At 60.0% G+C, this 19,752-nt stretch carries 21 protein-coding genes; 13 read left to right on the top strand and 8 right to left on the bottom strand.

Annotation, left to right across the window (positions count from 1 at the left end):
* Window positions 1–5: 5 nt before the first annotated feature.
* The gene (gene clpA, locus ACIY1O_RS11590; protein WP_397475250.1) at window positions 6–2,327 is read right to left on the bottom strand and encodes an ATP-dependent Clp protease ATP-binding subunit ClpA; all 2,322 of its coding nucleotides are present in this window, start codon (window positions 2,325–2,327) and stop codon (window positions 6–8) included.
* A gap of 170 nt (window positions 2,328–2,497) precedes the next feature.
* Window positions 2,498–2,821 (bottom strand): ATP-dependent Clp protease adapter ClpS, encoded by a 324-nt coding sequence (gene clpS / locus ACIY1O_RS11585; RefSeq protein WP_397475249.1) that lies wholly within the window; start codon window positions 2,819–2,821, stop codon window positions 2,498–2,500.
* A gap of 179 nt (window positions 2,822–3,000) precedes the next feature.
* On the opposite strand from clpS, the gene ACIY1O_RS11580 reads away from it, so the two are divergent.
* Both ACIY1O_RS11580 and ACIY1O_RS11575 read left to right on the top strand, forming a co-directional pair.
* Complete coding sequence (locus tag ACIY1O_RS11580; protein WP_397475248.1) at window positions 3,001–3,246, top strand: cold-shock protein; 246 nt, start codon at window positions 3,001–3,003, stop codon at window positions 3,244–3,246.
* A 31-nt stretch (window positions 3,247–3,277) separates the two neighbouring features.
* Entirely contained in the window at window positions 3,278–3,820 is a 543-nt protein-coding gene (locus ACIY1O_RS11575; protein WP_397475247.1) for a DUF192 domain-containing protein, read from the top strand.
* Between the two features lie 231 nt (window positions 3,821–4,051).
* Here the strand turns inward: ACIY1O_RS11575 and pcaF are convergent, their stop codons facing one another.
* The 3 genes from pcaF to xseA form a co-directional block, all read right to left on the bottom strand.
* Window positions 4,052–5,257, bottom strand: a complete 1,206-nt coding sequence (pcaF, locus tag ACIY1O_RS11570; RefSeq protein ID WP_397475246.1) for a 3-oxoadipyl-CoA thiolase — start codon at window positions 5,255–5,257, stop codon at window positions 4,052–4,054.
* A gap of 27 nt (window positions 5,258–5,284) precedes the next feature.
* A complete protein-coding gene (gene sodB, locus ACIY1O_RS11565; protein WP_397475245.1) occupies window positions 5,285–5,863 on the bottom strand; it encodes a superoxide dismutase [Fe] in 579 nt (192 codons plus the stop codon).
* A 92-nt stretch (window positions 5,864–5,955) separates the two neighbouring features.
* Complete coding sequence (xseA, locus tag ACIY1O_RS11560) at window positions 5,956–7,296, bottom strand: exodeoxyribonuclease VII large subunit (protein ID WP_397475244.1); 1,341 nt, start codon at window positions 7,294–7,296, stop codon at window positions 5,956–5,958.
* A gap of 582 nt (window positions 7,297–7,878) precedes the next feature.
* On the opposite strand from xseA, the gene ACIY1O_RS11555 reads away from it, so the two are divergent.
* The 10 genes from ACIY1O_RS11555 (at window position 7,879) to ACIY1O_RS11510 (ending at window position 15,650) form a co-directional block, all read left to right on the top strand.
* Window positions 7,879–8,514: a MotA/TolQ/ExbB proton channel family protein gene (locus tag ACIY1O_RS11555; RefSeq protein ID WP_397475243.1), complete on the top strand. Its 636-nt coding sequence runs from the start codon at window positions 7,879–7,881 to the stop codon at window positions 8,512–8,514.
* Entirely contained in the window at window positions 8,511–8,918 is a 408-nt protein-coding gene (locus ACIY1O_RS11550; protein ID WP_397475242.1) for an ExbD/TolR family protein, read from the top strand. Before ACIY1O_RS11555 ends, ACIY1O_RS11550 begins: the two co-directional genes overlap by 4 nt.
* Window positions 8,915–9,979: a tetraacyldisaccharide 4'-kinase gene (gene lpxK / locus ACIY1O_RS11545; RefSeq protein WP_397475241.1), complete on the top strand. Its 1,065-nt coding sequence runs from the start codon at window positions 8,915–8,917 to the stop codon at window positions 9,977–9,979. The genes ACIY1O_RS11550 and lpxK overlap by 4 nt, the downstream gene beginning before the upstream one ends.
* Window positions 9,980–10,070: 91 nt before the next feature.
* Window positions 10,071–10,313, top strand: coding sequence for a Trm112 family protein (locus ACIY1O_RS11540; protein WP_397475240.1), 243 nt, complete (start codon window positions 10,071–10,073; stop codon window positions 10,311–10,313).
* Window positions 10,310–11,074, top strand: a complete 765-nt coding sequence (gene kdsB / locus ACIY1O_RS11535) for a 3-deoxy-manno-octulosonate cytidylyltransferase (protein WP_397475239.1) — start codon at window positions 10,310–10,312, stop codon at window positions 11,072–11,074. The genes ACIY1O_RS11540 and kdsB overlap by 4 nt, the downstream gene beginning before the upstream one ends.
* Before the next feature lie 83 nt (window positions 11,075–11,157).
* The gene (adk, locus tag ACIY1O_RS11530) at window positions 11,158–11,811 is read left to right on the top strand and encodes an adenylate kinase (protein WP_397475238.1); all 654 of its coding nucleotides are present in this window, start codon (window positions 11,158–11,160) and stop codon (window positions 11,809–11,811) included.
* Window positions 11,812–11,875: 64 nt separating this feature from the next.
* Window positions 11,876–12,634, top strand: coding sequence for a 3-hydroxyacyl-CoA dehydrogenase (locus ACIY1O_RS11525; RefSeq protein WP_397475237.1), 759 nt, complete (start codon window positions 11,876–11,878; stop codon window positions 12,632–12,634).
* A 5-nt stretch (window positions 12,635–12,639) separates the two neighbouring features.
* Window positions 12,640–14,196 (top strand): murein biosynthesis integral membrane protein MurJ, encoded by a 1,557-nt coding sequence (gene murJ, locus ACIY1O_RS11520; RefSeq protein ID WP_397475236.1) that lies wholly within the window; start codon window positions 12,640–12,642, stop codon window positions 14,194–14,196.
* 53 nt (window positions 14,197–14,249) lie between these two features.
* A complete protein-coding gene (gene rpsT / locus ACIY1O_RS11515; protein ID WP_397475235.1) occupies window positions 14,250–14,513 on the top strand; it encodes a 30S ribosomal protein S20 in 264 nt (87 codons plus the stop codon).
* Window positions 14,514–14,678: 165 nt separating this feature from the next.
* Window positions 14,679–15,650: a 2-hydroxyacid dehydrogenase gene (locus tag ACIY1O_RS11510; protein WP_397475234.1), complete on the top strand. Its 972-nt coding sequence runs from the start codon at window positions 14,679–14,681 to the stop codon at window positions 15,648–15,650.
* Window positions 15,651–15,826: 176 nt separating this feature from the next.
* Here the strand turns inward: ACIY1O_RS11510 and ACIY1O_RS11505 are convergent, their stop codons facing one another.
* Complete coding sequence (locus tag ACIY1O_RS11505) at window positions 15,827–16,153, bottom strand: DUF3579 domain-containing protein (protein ID WP_397475233.1); 327 nt, start codon at window positions 16,151–16,153, stop codon at window positions 15,827–15,829.
* A 114-nt stretch (window positions 16,154–16,267) separates the two neighbouring features.
* Here ACIY1O_RS11505 and argF point away from each other — a divergent pair, with 114 nt between their 5' ends.
* Window positions 16,268–17,203 carry an ornithine carbamoyltransferase gene (gene argF / locus ACIY1O_RS11500; protein WP_397475232.1) on the top strand — a complete coding sequence of 312 codons (936 nt, stop codon included), beginning with the start codon at window positions 16,268–16,270 and terminating at the stop codon, window positions 17,201–17,203.
* Between the two features lie 92 nt (window positions 17,204–17,295).
* Here argF and argG read toward each other — a convergent pair whose 3' ends face one another.
* Window positions 17,296–18,630 (bottom strand): argininosuccinate synthase, encoded by a 1,335-nt coding sequence (argG, locus tag ACIY1O_RS11495; RefSeq protein ID WP_397475231.1) that lies wholly within the window; start codon window positions 18,628–18,630, stop codon window positions 17,296–17,298.
* A 97-nt stretch (window positions 18,631–18,727) separates the two neighbouring features.
* Window positions 18,728–19,570, bottom strand: coding sequence for a nucleotidyltransferase family protein (locus ACIY1O_RS11490; protein WP_397475230.1), 843 nt, complete (start codon window positions 19,568–19,570; stop codon window positions 18,728–18,730).
* Between the last annotated feature and the right edge of the window lie 182 nt (window positions 19,571–19,752).

The following is a 19,752-nucleotide window of genomic DNA, read 5'->3' as shown; positions in this document are numbered from 1 at the left end:
GCTGCCTAGTCAACGAGCGCGGCTTCTGAATCGACCGGGGGTCGATGCTTGGCCTTGGGCGGTTTCGCGTCGCTGATGTCGAGCTTGACCTTGCCCTGCTCGTCAAGGTCGACGTCGACGTGGCCGCCGTCGGCGAGCCGTCCGAATAGAAGCTCGTCAGCCAAGGCACGCCGGATGGTGTCTTGGATGAGCCTCTGCATGGGACGGGCCCCCATGAGCGGATCAAAGCCCTCTTTGGCCAGATGGTCGCGCAAAGCCTGCGAAAAACTGACTTCCACACGCTTCTCGTGCAATTGGTCTTCGAGCTGCATGAGGAATTTGTCGACCACCCGCAAAATGATTTCGCGAGACAAAGGCGTGAAGCCGATGATGGCATCGAGCCGGTTGCGGAACTCGGGCGTGAACATGCGCTTGATGTCCACCATTTCGTCGCCCTGCTTTGATGGCGCGGCAAAACCGATGGTGGCGCGATTAAGCGTTTCGGCCCCCGCGTTGGTGGTCATGACTATGATCACGTTGCGGAAGTCGGCCTTGCGTCCGTTATTGTCGGTAAGGGTGCCGTGATCCATCACCTGCAGGAGGATGTTGTATACGTCGGGATGGGCTTTTTCGATTTCGTCCAGCAGCAATACGCAATGCGGTTGCTTGCTGACGGCTTCGGTAAGCAGCCCGCCCTGGTCGAAGCCCACGTAGCCCGGAGGCGCGCCGATGAGCCGCGAGACAGCGTGACGCTCCATGTACTCGGACATGTCAAAGCGCAGCAGCTCGACCCCCAGCGTGAATGCAAGCTGGCGGGCGACCTCGGTTTTGCCCACGCCGGTGGGGCCCGAGAAAAGGAAGGAGCCGATGGGCTTGTCGGGCCGACCCAAACCAGACCGTGCCATCTTGATGGACGCGGCCAGGGCCTCGATGGCGGCGTCTTGACCGAACACGACGGTTTTGAGGTCGCGCTCGAGCGAGGCCAGCTTGTTGCGGTCGTCGTTCGAGACGCTTTGCGGCGGAATGCGTGCGATTTTCGCAACGGTCGCTTCGATTTCGCCCTTGCCGATGACCTTCTTCTGGCGCGAACGCGGCAGCAGACGCTGGGCGGCGCCGGCTTCGTCAATGACGTCGATGGCCTTGTCGGGCAGGAAGCGATCATTGATGTGACGGGCGGCAAGCTCGGCCGCCGCAGTAATGGCCGCCGCCGAATAGCGCACCCCGTGGTGCGATTCGAAATGCCCTTTGAGGCCGCGCAAGATGCGAATGGTTTGCTCGACCGTAGGTTCGGCCACGTCGATTTTTTGAAAGCGGCGCGACAAGGCATGATCTTTTTCGAAGATGCCCCGGTACTCGTTGTAGGTAGTGGCGCCCAGGCATTTGAGCTGCCCCGACGACAGGGCGGGCTTGAGCAGGTTGGAAGCGTCGAGCGTTCCGCCCGAGGCCGAACCCGCGCCGATCAGGGTGTGGATTTCGTCGATGAACAAAATAGCGTTGCTGTTCTCTTTGAGCGACTTAAGCACCGCCTTGAGACGCTGTTCGAAATCACCGCGATACTTGGTGCCCGCCAACAGGGCGCCCATATCGAGCGCGAAAACCTGGGCGTCCGCCAAGATTTCGGGCACATCGCCCTGGGTGATGCGCCATGCCAAGCCTTCGGCGATGGCGGTTTTTCCGACGCCCGCCTCACCCACGAGCAGCGGGTTGTTTTTGCGGCGGCGGCACAGCACCTGGATGACGCGTTCGACCTCGAGCTCGCGCCCGATGAGCGGGTCGATGCGCCCTTGGCGGGCTTCAGCATTGAGATCGAGAGCGTAGAGTTCCAATGGTGACTTCTGCTGATCGGATTTATGTTCTGCTTCTGAGGCCGGCTGTTGTTGCTTGACCGGTTCGGTCGGCGGCTCTTCCGAAGCCTTGGTAATACCATGCGATAAAAAATTTACTACGTCTAGCCGGGTTACCCCCTGCTGTAGCAAGTAATAGACCGCGTGAGAGTCTTTCTCGCCGTACATGGCCACCAGCACATTGGCGCCAGTGACTGTATTTTTATTTGAGTTGCCCGACGACACGTGCATGATGGCGCGCTGTATGACGCGCTGAAAGCCCAAGGTGGGCTGGGTGTCGACTTCTTCTTCGCCGGGAAACACGGGGGTGTTTTCGGCGATGAATTTGCGCAAGTCTTGCCGCAGGGCATCTAGGTTTGCCGAGCACGCGCGCAGCACCTCGATGGCCGCGGCATTGTCGAGCAGGGAGAGCAGCAAATGCTCTACGGTTATAAATTCGTGCCTGGCAGTACGGGCCTCGACAAAGGCCATGTGCAGACTGACTTCAAGTTCTTCAGAGATCACGCTTCCTCCATTGCATTACGAAGCGGATAAGCATTCGATGGTTCTATTCTATGACTAAAAGGCTCTACCTGTTATGAGACCTGTGCCATCTCCGGGGGTTCCGTACTCTAACTATACCCGTAGTCGTGAATGATGAAAAACAGATTCAATCATTGCGTGTATTTGACTACTCAGGCGTCGGGGGCCGGCTCCATGATGCATTGCAGGGGATGCTGACGGGCTTGGGCAAGCTGCATGACCATCTCGATGCGAGTGGCGGCGATGTCACGCGGATAGACTCCGCACACGGCACGCCCTTCGTGGTGTACTTTCAGCATGATATGGGCGGCCTCCTCTTCGGTTTTCCCGAAAACCCTGCGCAGCACGGCGACAACGAATTCCATAGGGGTGTAGTCGTCGTTGAGCATCACTACCTGGTACATGGGGGGCGGCGCGAGCTTGCTTATTTCTACGTCTAGAACTGTACCGCGGCGTGTGTCTGTATCGATTGCCATGTTTACTTCAATCTTCAATCTAAGTAATTACCATAGTTGACTGTGGCGGGACATGTTGCGCATTATCACAGTATTCTGAGTGTTACAGCTATTTGATGGCATCCCCAGAATCGAAGGGCAAAATCCGTTCCCTTTGCTGTCGAGTTTCAACCCTACACTATAGTCGAGAGGCAGTACGCATGTCTGAACTAAGCACCCCCTCCGCTGACGATACCGAAAAGCTAACTGGAACCGTCAAGTGGTTCAACGACGCCAAGGGCTTTGGTTTCATTACGCCGGACAACGGTGGAGAAGATCTCTTCGCGCACTTTTCTTCCATTCAAATGAATGGCTTCAAAACCCTGAAAGAAGGCCAGAAAGTCGCTTTCGAAATTGCCCAGGGCCCCAAAGGTAAACAGGCGCTCAATATCACGTCTGCCTCTTGAGATCACCATCTATTAAATTAAACACACACCGATGCTGAAACTAGCACCCTTAAAGAGGCCTTCAGGGCCTCTTTTTTTAGCTCTGCCGCGCCCTGCAAAACGTGCGGCAGGCTCGTGGAAACAGGTGGGCAATAAGGCAAAAGGCGGGGTCTGCGCGGCCCTGCTCCTGGCCAGTTTAGTTCCTGTGCAAACGTCGGCGCAAGGTCGGCTATTACCCACTACCACCCTGCAAATGAATGGTATTGCCGCGTACGTCGAAGTCGCGGCCACGCCCGAAGTCCGCAATCGTGGGCTGATGTTCCGCGAGTCTCTGCCCCCTGATCACGGAATGCTGTTCGTGTTTGAGCACGACGGCTTGCAGTGCTTCTGGATGAAGAACACTCCCCTGCCACTAACCATTGCCTTCATCGACGCCGAAGGCCTAATCATCAATCTGCGCGACATGCAGCCCCATAGCGAAGCCGAACATTGCCCAGCGCGACCGATGCGATACGCGTTGGAAATGCGCCAGGGCTGGTTTGGGCAATATGGGATCAAAGCGGGAAGCGTCGTCAAAGGATTGCCTGCTCAGTAAGCTTGAGACCGGTAAGCTTGGAGCGTTTCGGTGAGTTCTTAAGGCGGTCGAGGGACGACAGACTAATTACAGGCCGCATCCTGCGGTCCCGCTACACGGGACTTCCCGAATTTTTCTGATCGGGACGGGTGTAGGCGTTGATCGGTATTGAAACGACCCATCAAAAAAGCGTGGCCACCAGGGCCACGCTTTGGGCTTCGGCCGGCCTTGGCCGGGAACCGATGCCCGGTATTACACGCGCTCGAGGATGACCGCGATGCCCTGGCCCACGCCAATGCACATGGTGCATAGCGCGTAGCGGCCGCCAGTGCGATGCAACTGGTTGACCGCGGTGATAGCCAGGCGGGCACCGCTGGCGCCCAGGGGGTGGCCCAGGGCGATGGCTCCGCCGTATGGGTTGACCCGAGGGTCGTCGTCGGCCACGCCCAACATGCGAAGCACCGCCAAGCCTTGGGAAGCAAACGCTTCGTTCAGCTCGATGATGTCGATCTGCTCGATGGTGAGGCCGGCCAAAGCCAACGCCTTTTCGGAAGCAGGCGCTGGGCCGATGCCCATGATGCGGGGTTCAACGCCCGCCGTGGCCATGGCGACGACGCGAGCACGCGGCGTGAGCCCCTGCTGCTTGGCCATGTCTTCACTGGCCACCAGCAAGGCGCAGGCGCCGTCGTTGACGCCCGAGGCATTGCCTGCCGTGATGGTGCCGTCGGGGCGCACGATGGGCTTGAGCTTGGCCAGCGCTTCAAGACTGGTCTGGCGCGGGTGTTCGTCGGTGTCGACAACCACGGGGTCGCCCTTGCGCTGAGGAATAGTGACCGAAGTGATCTCTTCGGCCAGCAAGCCGCCCTGCTGGGCGGCCGCGGCCTTGGTCTGGCTGGCCAAGGCGAAGAGATCTTGGTCTTCGCGCGAGACCTTGTAGTCGTCGGCGACGTTCTCTGCGGTTTGGGGCATGGAATCGATGCCGTATTTTTCCTTCATGAGCTTGTTCACGAAGCGCCACCCGATGGTGGTGTCTTCGATGGAAGCCTTGCGGGAAAAAGCGGTTTCGGCCTTGCCCATCACGAACGGCGCGCGACTCATGCTTTCGACCCCACCGGCCAGGACAAACCTGGCGTCGCCCGAGCGGATGGCGCGAGCGGCGGTGCCCAAGGCATCAAGGCCTGAACCGCAAAGCCGATTGATGGTCGCGCCCGGGACGCTGACCGGAAGGCCGGCCAGCAGCAGCGACATGCGCGCGACGTTGCGGTTGTCTTCGCCGGCCTGGTTGGCGCAGCCGTACAAGGCGTCGTCAAGCCGGCCCCAATCGACATTGGGGTTGCGCTCGATAAGCGCCTTGATGGGGACGGCGCCCAGGTCGTCGGCGCGAACCGACGACAAAGAGCCGCCGTATCGGCCGAATGGGGTGCGAATTGCATCGCAGATAAAAGCGTCTGTAGTCATGATGAGAAGGCCTATACAGCTATGAACTTAACCGAGGTTCTTTGCAGCGAAATCCCAGTTAGCCAGGTTCCAGAAGCTCTCGAGGTACTTGGGACGCGCGTTGCGGTAGTCGATGTAGTAGGCGTGCTCCCAGACGTCACAGGTAAGCAGCGCCACATCGTCGGTGGTAAGCGGGGTGGCGGCGTTGCTGGTGTTGACGATGTCGAGCGAGCCGTCGGCTTTCTTGACCAGCCACGTCCAGCCGGAACCGAAGTTACCCGCGGCCGACTTGTTGAAGGCCTCTTTGAACGCCGCAACGCTGCCCCACTTGGCATTGATGGCGTCGGCCAGCTTGCCCGAGGGTTCGCCGCCGCCGTTGGGCGACAGGCTGTTCCAATAGAAGGTGTGGTTCCAGACCTGGGCTGCGTTGTTGAATACGCCGCCAGAGGATTTCTTGACGATGTCTTCAAGCGAAGCGGACTCGAACTCGGTGCCGGCGATGAGATTGTTCAGATTCGTGACGTACGCCTGGTGATGCTTGCCGTAGTGGTATTCCAGCGTTTCCTTGGAAATGGTGGGAGCCAGCGCATCGATAGCGTAAGGAAGAGGAGGAAGCTCAAAAGCCATGGTCTGTATCCTTCAAAAAGCTGTTAACTAAGAAAAAACCTGCATGCCGCCCTTTATTGTAGGGGGCTTCACAGGGCTTGCATGAGCGCAAATTATTTTTGTATGGGTTGGATCACTTCGACATCGGCCCCGCCTTGGCCCAGCTCGAGAACGAGTCGATCACCCCTGTTCAAGTCTAACGCATTTTTCACCAGAGTCCCGCGCTCGTCGCGCACAATGGCGTAGCCTCGATCGAGAATCTTGCGGGGGCTGAGCGCCTCTAGTGTCTGCTGGGCCGAGTTCAATCTGGAGCGCCGAGCTGCCAGCAAATGAGGCGCGCACGTCGACAGACGGCTGACCGCGGCGCGAAGATCCCGCCGCAGCGTGGCCGTTTCCGGCCGCCGATGCCCCAGACGCGCGGCGGCCATGGCCAGCCGGCTTGCCTGGACGCGTTGCTGGCCGGCGGCCGCGCGCGCAAGACGCTGCTTCAAGGATAGCAGCCGCTCGAGCTGGCGCTCTAAACGCTGTTGCGGGGAAACCAACATGCCCACCGCCCTGTCCAGGCGCAAGGCGGCGCGCTCGAACCAGCGTCTTTGCTGAACCGCCAGCGCCTGCAATGCAGCGTCAACGCGATCCAGGCAGGCCTGGCGCGGCAGGCAGCAAAGTTCGGCGGCCGCGGTGGGGGTGGGAGCCCGCAGATCGGCGACGAAATCTGCAATGGTGAAATCGGTTTCGTGCCCGACTCCGCTGATGATGGGGATGGGGCTGGCCGAAATCACTCGCGCCAGGGACTCGTCGTTGAAACTCCAGAGGTCTTCCAAACTGCCTCCGCCACGCACCAGCAGCAGGGTCTCCACCTCGTTGCGCACGATGGCGGCGCCCAATGCCTGGCAAAGTCTGGCGGCGGCGTCAGCGCCCTGCACCGGCGCGGGGTAGATGACGACGCGGACATGAGGCGCCCGCCGAGCCATGGCGGACAACACATCACGCAGGGCCGCAGCTGCCAGCGATGTCACCACTCCGACGGTGCGCGGCATGGCAACGATGGCTTTCTTGCGTTCGACATCGAACAGACCCTCGTTGCCCAACTTGGCCTTGAGCGCCAGGAAAGCCTCGTGCAGGTCGCCCTGCCCGGCCCGCCGCATGGCTTCCACCTGCAACTGGTAGTCGCCTCGCGCTTGGTAAAGCGTGACTGTCGCGCGCAGCTCGACGCGCTCGCCGGGCCTGGGGATGAAGCCCACGGCCTGCGACCGGCCTCGAAACATTACGGCCCTGACAGCGGCTGCTTCGTCCTTCAGCGTGAAATACCAATGACCGGAGGCGGCCTTGGTGAAATTCGAGATTTCGCCGCGCACCCAGAGTTGGGAAAAATTGGTTTCGAGCAGTCCGCCGACCCGTCGGTTGAGCTGGGAAACCGTCAATACAGGGTCATTCCGAAGCGGGGACACAGACATGGTGGTCGGCAATGCAGGAAGGTGGCGGGCGAAAAAGAAATAACTATAGCAAAACGTATGCCGTCCAGTTCTTCTTACGTATTATTGCCTCTCTTTTGAGTTGGCGGCCCATCGGCCGATCAGCCCAATTCGTTTGAAGTTGACGAAAGATCCAACAAGAGGCTTTCCACAAACTGTCGCCTGCTGTCAAATCATTGAAATATCAATCAAATTGGCCCAATCTCTAATTGACGGCTTTAACTTATTCTCATAACCAACTGATATTTAAAGAACTAATTTTTTATAACCAAAAGGGCTAAAAGTAGCCACTGAACCTCCAGGCCCGGGGGAATGGGCGCGTCGCGCTTGTTATGCACAGAATTATCCACAGTTTCTGTGGATACACTCCCGAAAGCCTTGGTACAGGCCAATTTCAACCTCGATCGCCACGGAACCAGCCATTTGCGACAAATTGCATCGCCCGTAAAGCAGCACTGATGCGGGCGTGCGGCTGGCGCTGCGACGGGTCGTTCCCATTTTGCCGGGGCTCACCGTAAAATGCTGGCAACACTTTTATAACGACAACACGGTGGAGAACCTATTTTGCTGCAGATGATAGATGAAGCCGGCTGGCCGATCTGGTTCCTGATAGTTACCTCGGTGCTGGGGCTGGCGCTGATCATCGAGCGCTTTCTTACATTGCGTCGAGGGCGCGTTCTGCCGCCCGGGCTGCTTGACCGCGTGGTGGATGTCGCCAGGCGCGGTGGCGGCAGCCGCGAAACCCTCGAGCGGCTGGCCGGCAGCTCGCCCCTGGGACGCATCCTGGCCGAAGTGGTTGCCGTGCGGGGCGAGCCCACCGACTACCGCAGCGCTGCCATTGAAGAAGCCGGCCGGGACGTGGCTCACGAACTTGACCGCTACATTCCAGCGCTATCTACGATCGCCGTGGTGGCCCCGTTGCTGGGGCTATTCGGCACCGTGGTGGGCATGATAGAGATATTCGGCTCGTACACCCCGGGCGGGGGCGATCCCGCCCAGCTTGCTCGCGGAATTTCCATCGCTCTTTACAATACGGGCTTTGGCATCCTGATCGCCATTCCCGCCCTCATCTTCCATCGGTATTTTCGCTCGCGCGTCGAGCTGTATCTGCACCAAATGGAAAGGCAAGCGGGCATACTCAACCGCGTGCTGGCCGATGACGGCGAACGGAGCCGACCTTACCAGGCGCCGGCGACATGAATTTTCGACGCAGGCCCTGGCACGATGAACCCGACATCAACCTGATCCCGCTCATCGACGTGTTGCTGGTGATATTGATTTTTTTGGCGGCAAGCACCTCATTCAACCGCATGCAGCAGTTCGAGGTGAGCCTGCCCGAAGCCAGCGCTGAAGCTCCCGACCTTCAGGCGCTGGATATCGCAATCAGCCGCGAGGGGCTGTATGCGATAGACGGCAAGATAATCGGCGAAAGCCAGGCGGCGGAAATCGCCGATGCGCTGCGTCAGGCGCGCCGGTCTTCCGAGCAGGCGCTGGTTATAAACGCCGATGCTCAAAGCCCCCATGAATCCGTGATGCGTGTGCTGGAGGCAGCTCGCCAGGCCGGCATGGAACGCATCCATTTCGCAGTCCAGAGCCCGCCGTGAAGCTGTCCAGTTCCATCATTTCAAGCGTTCATGCGATATGGCAGAAAAAGGGTTTGATCAGCACTTTGATGCTGCCCCTGGCTTGGGTCACCGGCCGAGTGGTCGCCGCTCGAAAGCGGCGTGCCCAGGCGCTTCCCACCAAGCTCGCTCCTCCTACCATCGTGGTGGGCAATCTGCTGGTCGGCGGCACGGGCAAGACGCCGGTGGTCATCGCCGTGATCAAGAGCCTGCAGGCGCGGGGCTGGACACCTGGCGTCGTCAGCCGAGGCTACGGCGTGCAGATCGGCCCCGAGCCACGTTCAGGCCAAGGTGAACTGGCCGCGGCCGATTTCGGCGACGAGCCCTCCCTTATCGCCGCTTCGACCGGCGCCGCCATTGCGGTGCATCCGCAACGCGATCTTGCCCGACAGGCGCTGGCTGCGAATTTCCCCCGGGTGGATGTCGTGGTGTCAGACGACGGCCTGCAGCACCTGGCCCTAAGCCGCGATGTGGAAATTATTGTTCAGGATGCCCGCGGCATCGGCAACGGCCGGCTGCTTCCGGCGGGGCCGCTACGCGAGCCGGCCTCCAAGCTGGCCGAAGTGGATTTCATCATCGACAACAGCACGGCGCCAAATGCCGGCCCGCCGCTGCAGGACGACGCCCAACGCAGTGTCGAGCAAGTCGCCATGCGGCTTCAGCCGACTTTCGCAGAGAACCTGGGCAACGGCGAACGAGTGGCATGGCCCGAATGGGTGTTGCGCCACCGCCATCGACCAATTGCGGCAGTGGCCGCCATTGGTCAGCCCACACGCTTTTTCGACACGCTGCGCCAGGCGGGTCTGAAGCTCACCCTCACCAGGGCCCTGCCGGATCACCATGCCTATAAGCACTCGCCATTTCCCGGTATTTCGGAAGACGTCATAGCCATCACTGCAAAAGACGGGGTCAAGTGCCGCCATGTCAAGGACCCCAGGGTCTGGGTGGTTCATATAGAAGCCATCTTTTCCAACCCCGCCTGGCTGGATCGGCTCGAACAAAAGCTTTTGGCGGTCGCCATCGCACAAACCAACCGCCGCTGAATATAATCCGGCGGCGCAAGTCCTTACCCGGGGATGTTGCAGTTGCTCAAAGGCATTAAACTTAAGTATTCAACACACACTTGGAATTGACGTGGAATCCCATCTGCTCGACATTCTTGTTTGCCCGATATGCAAAAGTTCGCTGCAGTACGACCGTCCGGCCCAGGAGCTGATCTGCAAGGCCGATAAGCTGGCTTTTCCTGTTCGTGACGGCATTCCCGTGATGCTCGAAAATGAAGCCCGCACCCTAAGCGCCGTGCAGCCTTCCGACGCGCCCACCCAGGCGCCAGACGCCCCAGACGCGCAAGCCGAGTCGCCGGGCTCGCCAGAGTGAACTTCATCGCCGTCATTCCGGCGCGGGCGGCCTCGACCCGCCTGCCAGACAAACCCTTGCTCGACATCGCAGGCAAACCCATGGTGGTGCGCACTGCAGAGCGCGCAGCCCTTTCGCGGGCGCAACGGGTCATCATCGCCACTGACGATGCACGCATCCAGCGGGCAGCCCAGGCGCACGGCTTCGAGGCGCTCCTGACAAGCCTCGACCACCCCACAGGCACCGACCGGCTGGCCGAGGTCGCCGTTCAGTTGAAACTGGACGACGATGCCGTGGTGGTCAACGTTCAGGGCGACGAGCCTCTGATCGATCCGAAACTTATCGATACTGTGGCCGAACTGCTGGCTTCCAGCCCGCAAGCGGCCATCGCCACGTGCGCCGCGCCCATCAAAGACAGCCAGGCGCTCTTTAATTCCAATGCGGTCAAGGTGGTCTGCGACGCGCAACATCGGGCTTTGTATTTTTCACGCGCTCCCATTCCCTGGGCGCGCGACGCGCTGGCTGACGGCGAGCGCCGTTTGGCGCCCGGCCTTCCCGCATTGCAGCATATCGGTTTATACGCCTACCGGGCGGGGTTCCTCAAACAGTTCCCGCACCTGCCACAGGGAGCGCTTGAAAAATTTGAATCACTCGAGCAATTGCGGGCCATGGAGAATGGCTTCAGCATTGTGGTTTTGCCCATCGACGAGCATCCCGCGCCGGGGGTGGATACCGAAGCCGACCTCGAAGGGGTGCGCGGCATCTTCGTAAATCGGTTATAAATCGACCTCGAAGCTGGGCCGACGTTTTAAAATTGTTGCGTTGCCGCATCAGCAGAAACAGCAAAACATCTTTGGAGAAACTCATGCGATTGATCCTGCTCGGTCCTCCCGGCGCTGGCAAGGGAACGCAGGCCGCGTTCATCACCGAAAAATTCGGCATTCCACAGATTTCGACGGGCGACATGCTGCGCGCGGCCGTCAAGGCCCAGACGCCACTGGGCATCGAAGCCAAGAAAATCATGGACACCGGCGGACTGGTTTCCGATGACCTGATTATCGGATTGGTACGCGACCGCCTTAAAGAGCCCGACTGTGAAAATGGCTATCTGTTCGATGGCTTCCCCCGTACCATTCCCCAGGCAGACGCCCTTAAAGACGCCGGCGTGGCTCTGGACTTCGTGGTCGAAATAGTCGTTCCCGATGAAAACATCATCGAACGCATGAGCGGCCGTCGCGTGCATCCGGCCAGCGGCCGCAGCTACCACATCAGCTTCAACCCGCCCAAGTCCCCGGACACCGACGATGTAACCGGTGAGCCGCTGGTGCAGCGCGACGATGACCGCGAAGAAACAGTGCGCCACCGCCTTTCAGTCTATCAAGAGCAAACCCGTCCGCTGGTGGACTACTATTCCAGCTGGGCTGAGAGCGGCGACGCGCGCGCGCCGTCGTTTCGACAAATATCGGGCGTGGGTTCGCTGGATGAAATTCGCCAACGCATTTCCGATGCGCTGAAGTAAACGCGCAGCACGGTAATTGATGACACCAGCGGGCGCATGGCGCCCGCTCCAACAAGAGGAAGCCATGGAGATCAAGAACAAAGTATTCGTCGTCACCGGCGCCGCATCGGGGCTGGGTGCAGGAACGGCTCGCATGCTTACGGCCGAAGGCGCCAAGGTGCTGCTGGCCGACGTACAAGACGAAGCAGGCAAGCAACTGGCGCAAGAGCTGGGCCAAACCTATGTGCATTGCGACGTCACCCAAGAAGCTGATGCGGTGACGGCAATTGAGGCCGCCAAGGCGCTGGGCCCGGTTTTCGGCCTGGTAAGTTGTGCCGGCGTGGCTCCAGCCTCGCGCACAGTAGGCAGAAACGGCCCGCATGCGCTGGACATGTTCCAAAAAGTGGTGATGATCAACCTGGTGGGCACCTTCAACATGATCCGCCTGGCGGCAGCCGCCATGAGCGAAAACCAGCCTGAACCCACTGGCGAGCGTGGCGTGCTGATCAACACCGCCTCGGTGGCCGCCTATGATGGCCAGATCGGCCAGGCCGCTTATGCCGCCTCGAAGGCGGGCGTGGCAGGCATGACTTTGCCGATTGCACGCGACCTGTCCAAAGTCGGCATCCGCTGCGTCACCATTGCGCCGGGCATCTTCGGTACGCCGATGGTCTTCGGCATGCCCCAGGAAGTTCAAGACTCATTGGCGGCCAGCATCCCCTTCCCGTCCCGCCTGGGCCGTCCCGAAGACTACGCCAAACTGGTCCACAGCATTATCACGAACGAAATGCTTAATGGCGAAACCATCCGTCTGGACGGCGCCATCCGCATGGCGCCAAAATAAACTCCATGAGCCTGATCCGGTCGGCCGCCACGGTAAGCGGCCTTACCTTGTGCTCACGCATCACGGGCCTGTTCCGCGACATACTCATCGCCAGTTCGTTTGGCGCAGGCCCTCTTACCGACGCATTCTGGGTTGCTTTTCGCATCCCCAACCTGCTGCGCCGGCTTTTCGCGGAAGGCGCCTTCTCGCAAGCCTTCGTTCCCATACTGGGAGAAGTCCGCAACAAAGAACCGGCCGACGCCGTCCAGTTGCTGCTTGACCGAGTGGCCTTGTTATTGACACTGGCCCTGATGGGTGTAACGCTGCTGGGCATTATTGCGGCCCCCTGGGTGGTATCGGCCATGGCCAGCGGCTTGCTGGTTGAGTCCAAACAAACGGCCTTCGACGCTGCCGTCTGGATGACGCGGCTGATGTTTCCCTACATTTTGTGCATGTCGCTGGTGGCCTTCGCTTCGGGCGTGCTGAACACCTGGAGCCGTTTCGCCGTGCCGGCCTTCACCCCGGTGCTGCTCAACCTGAGCATGATCGGCGCCTGCCTTTTTCTGACACCGTATTTCGAAGTTCCGATCTATGCTTTAGCGGCCGGCGTCATGCTGGGCGGCGTAGCGCAATTGGCGATGCAATGGGTAGCGCTGTCCCGCCTGGGGCTTCGGCCACGCTTGACGCCCCAAGCGCGCCAGGCATGGCGCGATTCGCGGGTGCGCCGCGTCGCACGCTTGATGATCCCCGCCACTCTGGGGGTTTCAGTGGCGCAGATTTCCTTGCTGATCAACACCAATATCGCCACATGGCTCGAAGCAGGCAGCGTCACCTGGCTGTCGTTCGCCGACCGCCTGATGGAATTTCCCACTGCGCTACTGGGCATAGCGTTGGGCACCGTGCTGCTGCCCAGCCTGTCGGCGGCGCATGCCCGCCAGGATAACGATGGCTACAACGCACTGCTTGACTGGGGTTTGCGGCTGGTCGTGCTGCTGGGTCTGCCCGCGGCCCTGGGCATGGCTTTGCTCTCGGAAGGTTTGGTGGCCACCCTGTTCAATTACGGCGCGTTCGAAGCGGCGGATGTAAACCAGACGCGGTTGGCGGTTATGGCCTATGCAGTGGGGCTGCTGGGGTTACTGGCCATCAAAATTCTCGCCCCCGGGTTCTATGCCAAGCAGGATATTCGAACACCTGTTCGTATCGCCATCGTGGTGCTGGTGCTGACTCAGGCCATGAACCTCGTCTTTGTACCGCTGTTCCACCACGCGGGCCTGGCCTTGTCCATCGGACTGGGCGCCACCTTCAACGCATTGATGCTGCTGGTTCTGCTGCGCAAGCGCGGGGTTTACCGCCCATCCAAGGGCTGGCCGGCTTTCTGTGCCCGCTGCGCACCCGCCACGGCGGCTTTGTGCGCCGTATTGTGGCTGGCCGGCCAACATATCGAATGGGTCGGCCCAACGGTGCATGGCGGCATGCGAGCGTTGACACTGGCCGCGGTTCTGGCTGTGGCGGTCGCCACGTATTTCGCCATGCTCTTTGTATGTGGATTCAGGCCGCGCCACTTTACAAAAAGGGGTGCTTAAGGTATAGTAGCTGTCTTTGCCGATTAAACCTTTTAACGCAGAAGCTACAGAATATGGCCAATACCGCCCAAGCTCGCAAGCGCGCCCGTCAATCGATTGCGCTAAACAAACATAACGCCAGCATGCGCTCTATGATGCGCACTTCCATCAAGCGCGTTCGCCAAGCGATCGAAGCCGGCGACAAAACCGCCGCAACCGAAATCCTTCAGAAAGCCACCAGCGTCATCGACCGTGTGGCCGACAAGAAAATCATCCACAAGAACAAGGCCGCTCGCCATAAAAGCCGTCTGGCCGCCGCTGTCAAGGCACTGGCCTAAGACGCTTTCGGTTTAGTCGGCACGGGGGCAACCCTGTATAAAAACAGGACGCAATCAGCGTCCTGTTTTTTTGTGGGCCACACATTCGCGCAGGCCTGCTATAGTTTTCAGGCACAGGCGGGGGCGCTGGCCCCGCTCTTAACTGATAAACAAGCGGCCGATGCCATGCCCGACACCAAGCCCCTGCTATTGCAATTGTATGCCCTGCCGACCTTGCTGCCAGATGGCCAGGCCAGGCTGGAACGCGCTTATCGCGTCATTCAACTTTGGCAAGCCGACGACCCCAACGACTTGATGCGTGAACACGCCGGCCAGGTAGAAGTGCTGCTTGCCAGTGCCTTCCACCCTGCGCGGGCGGCGCTAATCGACCAGCTTCCGGCACTTAAGGCCATATGCAGCCTGGGCGTGGGATACGACAGCATCGACGTGCGGCATGCCCATGCACGCGGCGTGCAAGTCAGCAATACACCCGATGTTCTCAACGACTGCGTGGCCGATCTGACATGGGGCCTGATCTTGGCTGCCATGCGCGAAATGGGCCGAGCGGAACGCTTCGTACGCGAAGGCAAATGGGAAAACCAGCTTGCCTCCCTGCCGCTGGGCAGGCGCGTAACAGGCAAGCGTTTGGGTATCGTTGGCCTTGGCCGCGTCGGCCTGGCGGTGGCGCAGCGCGCCGCCGGGTTCTCCATGAACTTGCGCTACCACAACCGCAGCCCGCGTACCGACGTGGCCTGGACATACGAGAGCGAGCTGTCGGCGCTGGCCGAATGGTCCGACATTCTGGTGGTGGCCACGGTGGGCGGGCCCGACACACGGCACCTGATCAACGCCGAGGTTCTACAGGCTCTGGGCCCGCAGGGGGTGTTGATAAATGTCGCCCGCGGTTCTGTGGTGGATGAAAAAGCCCTGGTTCACGCGCTTGAAACCGGCGTCATAGGCGGCGCGGGGCTCGACGTATTCGAATCTGAACCCCATGTGCCCGACGCCCTGAAAACAATGGAAAACGTTGTGCTGCTGCCCCACATAGCCAGCGCCACCGTCGAAACCCGACAGGCCATGATCAACCTGTTGATTGAAAATGCCGAGGCGTACGCGCGCCGCGGCAAGGTTCTGACGCCGGTGCCCTCTTCCGTCTAAATGTCGTTCTTGGAGCGCGCACACACGACAGGGATCACATGCTGCACTGCCAAAGCCAAAGCCCCGGTGACGCGAATAAGTTCCAGTCGGCCGGTGTAAGGCGAGAGGCCGAATTCGGCGGTGCGCAAGACAGGGGCGTGAAACCAAATCGGCCTGCGCAGATAAAAAAAACCCGGCTAAGCCGGGCGTCTTCGGTCCGGGACTTCTCGTTCAGAGGTTCGCAGATCGTTATCCTTGGCGAATTCCTCGACGAAATTCCAGGCCAGGGGTTCAAGCTGCCGCAGGCGGTGATCGACGACCACGCAACGAACTCCTTCCACGACCATGGGCACGACATAGGGAGAATAGCTTAGTGGCCCACCTCGGGCGCCGCCTGGCCGGAAACGAGACATGACCCCTGCCAGGCGCTCGGCCCAGTCGCTGGGCCGAAAGCGTTGCCCCGATTGGGTAACGCCATGAATGATGAACTGCCTGATCTGGCCCTGCTGCTGTTCTTCCGACATACTGATTTCGCAAACCCCTAAAAATGCCGACCCGCCCACGGCATCCAAATTGAAAGAGCCGCGCGAAGATTGTATATGATAGCTACAATAATCGTCTTTGAACCTAGGCTTGACATGTCCCAGCACCAGCAAACGGGCCCATTGCGGCATTACCTGCAGTTTCGTGATTTCAGCAAAGAAGAAACCCTGTACCTGTTCGAGCGCGCCAAGCTCATCAAGGACAAGTTCAAACGCTACGAACCACACCGCCCCTTGCATGACCGCAACCTGGCCATGGTGTTCGAAAAAGCAAGCACACGCACGCGGGTTTCATTCGAGGCCGGCATGTATCAAATGGGCGGTTCGGTTATTCACCTGACCACCGGTGATTCGCAACTGGGGCGCTCGGAACCCATTGAGGACACCGCGCGCGTCATTTCGCGCATGGTCGACCTGGTGATGATCCGCACCTTTGAGCAGACGCGCATCGAACGCTTTGCCTCGCACTCGCGCGTGCCCATCATCAACGGGCTGACAAACGAGTACCATCCCTGCCAGATTCTGGCCGACATCTTCACCTTCATCGAGCATCGAGGCCCAATCGACGGCCGCACGGTCGCCTGGATAGGCGATGCCAACAATATGTCGTACACCTGGCTTCAGGCGGCCGAAATGCTAGGCTTCACCCTTCATGTGTCCACGCCCAAGGGCTATGAGCTTGACCCCGTCCGCATCGGCCAGCCTTCGGCCAAAGTGCTGCGACAGTTCGACGACCCGCTCGAGGCCTGCCGCGGCGCCCACCTGGTCACCACCGACGTCTGGACCAGCATGGGTTATGAAGACGAAAACGAAGTGCGCCGCACGGCTTTCGCCGATTGGTGTGTCGACGCCGAGATGATGTCGGTGGCCGACCCCTCTGCACTATTCATGCACTGCCTGCCGGCCCATCGGGGCGAAGAAGTCACCGCCGAGGTCATTGACGGCCCCCAAAGCGTGGTATGGGACGAAGCCGAGAATCGCATGCACGTGCAAAAGGCGCTGATGGAATTTCTTCTGCTGGGGCATTTGTAAGCGGCACAAGAAATGCAGCCGCCCGCAAAAAGAGCCGCTAAGCGGCTCTTTTTGTACTTGCGCGGAAAGGTTGCGGGCTTCGGCCCGGAAACCTACTTCTTGATGTCGTCCTTGAGCTGCGGCAGGGCCTCGCCCTTGCCGGACAAGAGCCCGGCCTTGGCGTAGGTGAAGAGCTTGTCGCGCGTGTCGGTGATGTCCAGATTGCGCATGGTGAGCTGGCCGATGCGATCGCGCGGCGAGAACACCGAATCGCCTTTTTCCATAGTTAGGCGGTCGGCGTGGTATGTGAGGTTAGGCGACTCGGTGTTAAGCAGTGAATAATCATTGCCACGGCGTAATTCAAGCGTAACCTCGCCCGTGACCGCACGCGCCACCCAGCGCTGTGAGGCTTCGCGCAACATGATGGCCTGCGGATCGAACCAGCGCCCTTGATAAAGCAAGCGGCCCAGCTTGAGGCCGTTTACGCGGTACTGTTCAATGGTGTCTTCGTTGTGAATGCCGGTAACCAGGCGCTCGTATGCGATAAACAGCAGCGCCAGGCCCGGCGCCTCGTAGATGCCGCGGCTCTTGGCTTCGATGATGCGATTTTCGATCTGGTCGCTCATGCCCAGGCCATGGCGGCCCCCGATGCGGTTGGCTTCAAGCAAAAGCTCGACAAGGTCGGTGTACTCGCGGCCGTTCAAAGCCACGGGACGGCCCTCTTCGAACCGAACTGAGACTTCTTCGGCCTTGACTTCCACATCGTCGCGCCAGAAAGCCACGCCCATGATGGGCTCCACGATGCGCATGCCCGAATTCAGGTATTCGAGATCTTTGGCTTCGTGGGTGGCGCCCAACATGTTCGAATCAGTTGAGTAGGCCTTTTCAGACGACATTTTGTAGTCGAAGCCATGCTCTCGCATGTACTCGGACATCTCGGCGCGTCCGCCCAGTTCGTCGATGAAGGTCTGATCGAGCCAGGGCTTGTAAATTTGCAGGTTGGGGTTGGTAAGCAGGCCGTATCGATAGAAGCGCTCGATGTCGTTGCCCTTGTAGGTGCTGCCGTCGCCCCAGATATGAACGTCGTCTTCCTTCATGGCGGCCACCAGCATGGTGCCCGTTACCGCCCGCCCGATGGGCGTGGTGTTGAAATACGTAACCCCGGCCGTCGATACGTGGAAGGCTCCGCACTGCAAGGCGGCGATCCCTTCGGACACCAATTGTGGCCGGCAATCGATCAGGCGCGCTTTTTCGGCCCCATACTCGAGCGCCTTGCGTGGAATTGCCTCGTAGTCGGGTTCGTCGGGCTGGCCGAGATTGGCCGTGTAGCCGTAGGGAATAGACCCCTTGTTGCGCATCCAAAGCAAGGCGGCACTGGTATCCAGGCCGCCGGAGAATGCAATGCCGACCTTCTGGCCGACAGGAACGTTCTGAAGTATGGTAGTCATTGCGTAAGCCAAATTTCGAATACAAAATTCTACTACGTAGCGGGAAAGTTCTCTTGCCGGCCTGCCTTTTTACACACTAGCCGTGCCTTTTCACACGCTAACTGTGTTTATCCGCTGTTGTTTCATCAATCGGTCGATCGCCCTGCCGGCGCGCTTCGCTCAGCGCTTCAGGGGTGTCGACGTCCATCAGGATTCCCGCGCTTTGCACCGGTACCGCCGACACTGCGTCGCCCAGGCGCTTGAGCAGCGTCCTCGCACCCTCATCGCCGCTCAAATGCGTCAACGAAGGTAGCGCCTGCGGAGCCCAAAGTACCGGGTTGCCCCGCTTTCCCGCGTATTCGGGCTGGAAGGCTGCGATGCTGCCGCGCCGGCCGACAACGTCTTCGGAGGCGTCAGGGACATGCCGCACGCCGCCGCCCTCGTCTCCGGAGGCGTCAAGGATATGCCTGACGCCGCAGCTACGGTCTTGAGGCTGGCCGGCTGCGCGACGAGCTCGAGTTTGATCCGTCTCGTCGGCTTGCGTGTCTTGGTAAGCCTGGATGAGCTCGTCAATTACCACGGTGGAAACCTGCGGCATGTCGCCCAGGCAAATGATCAATGCCTCGCCAGGCCGGGCGGCGCGGGCGGCGGCACGCACAGAGGCCGCCAGGCCTTCTTGGTACTCTGGGTTATCGACAAACTGCACAGGCAGGCCCGACAGCGCGCTGCGCACGTCATCGGCGTGGTGGCCCACCACCACCATCACTCGCTTGCAGCGCGAAGCCAGCGCACGTTGCGCCACCCGGCGCACCATGGGTACGCCATCGATTTCCTGCACCAACTTATTAAGCCCACCCATGCGGCGACTGAGGCCCGCGGCCAGTATTGCGGCCACGACAGGCGCTGCGTCATCAGGAGCGGAAGCCGGTTCGGCTGGGCTCGGTACGGTGTATGTAGACATACTGCAAGAATACCTCGTAAACCACCGGCACCTGCAGTGTCGGGTTCCCCGCTTGATGCCATGAACGCGCGATATAACCACCGTATTACAGGCATGCATTACGTATCAAAAACTTGTAAAATGGCCATTTTCGGGGACGTAGCTCAGCTGGGAGAGCGTCGCGTTCGCAATGCGAAGGTCGG

Origin of the sequence: Pusillimonas sp., from assembly GCF_044464525.1 — a bacterium.
In the GTDB taxonomy this organism is placed as follows: domain Bacteria; phylum Pseudomonadota; class Gammaproteobacteria; order Burkholderiales; family Burkholderiaceae_B; genus Pusillimonas.
This window is presented reverse-complemented; position numbering and strand designations above follow the sequence as displayed.

Coding starts and splice junctions, on each gene's coding strand:
- clpS (WP_397475249.1), bottom strand. CDS start 2,821: ATGGCAATCGATACAGACACACGCCGCGGTACAGTTCTAGACGTAGAA.
- ACIY1O_RS11580 (WP_397475248.1), top strand. CDS start 3,001: ATGTCTGAACTAAGCACCCCCTCCGCTGACGATACCGAAAAGCTAACT.
- ACIY1O_RS11575 (WP_397475247.1), top strand. CDS start 3,278: ATGCTGAAACTAGCACCCTTAAAGAGGCCTTCAGGGCCTCTTTTTTTA.
- pcaF (WP_397475246.1), bottom strand. CDS start 5,257: ATGACTACAGACGCTTTTATCTGCGATGCAATTCGCACCCCATTCGGC.
- sodB (WP_397475245.1), bottom strand. CDS start 5,863: ATGGCTTTTGAGCTTCCTCCTCTTCCTTACGCTATCGATGCGCTGGCT.
- xseA (WP_397475244.1), bottom strand. CDS start 7,296: ATGTCTGTGTCCCCGCTTCGGAATGACCCTGTATTGACGGTTTCCCAG.
- ACIY1O_RS11550 (WP_397475242.1), top strand. CDS start 8,511: ATGAATTTTCGACGCAGGCCCTGGCACGATGAACCCGACATCAACCTG.
- adk (WP_397475238.1), top strand. CDS start 11,158: ATGCGATTGATCCTGCTCGGTCCTCCCGGCGCTGGCAAGGGAACGCAG.
- ACIY1O_RS11525 (WP_397475237.1), top strand. CDS start 11,876: ATGGAGATCAAGAACAAAGTATTCGTCGTCACCGGCGCCGCATCGGGG.
- murJ (WP_397475236.1), top strand. CDS start 12,640: ATGAGCCTGATCCGGTCGGCCGCCACGGTAAGCGGCCTTACCTTGTGC.
- rpsT (WP_397475235.1), top strand. CDS start 14,250: ATGGCCAATACCGCCCAAGCTCGCAAGCGCGCCCGTCAATCGATTGCG.
- ACIY1O_RS11510 (WP_397475234.1), top strand. CDS start 14,679: ATGCCCGACACCAAGCCCCTGCTATTGCAATTGTATGCCCTGCCGACC.
- ACIY1O_RS11505 (WP_397475233.1), bottom strand. CDS start 16,153: ATGTCGGAAGAACAGCAGCAGGGCCAGATCAGGCAGTTCATCATTCAT.
- argF (WP_397475232.1), top strand. CDS start 16,268: ATGTCCCAGCACCAGCAAACGGGCCCATTGCGGCATTACCTGCAGTTT.
- argG (WP_397475231.1), bottom strand. CDS start 18,630: ATGACTACCATACTTCAGAACGTTCCTGTCGGCCAGAAGGTCGGCATT.
- ACIY1O_RS11490 (WP_397475230.1), bottom strand. CDS start 19,570: ATGTCTACATACACCGTACCGAGCCCAGCCGAACCGGCTTCCGCTCCT.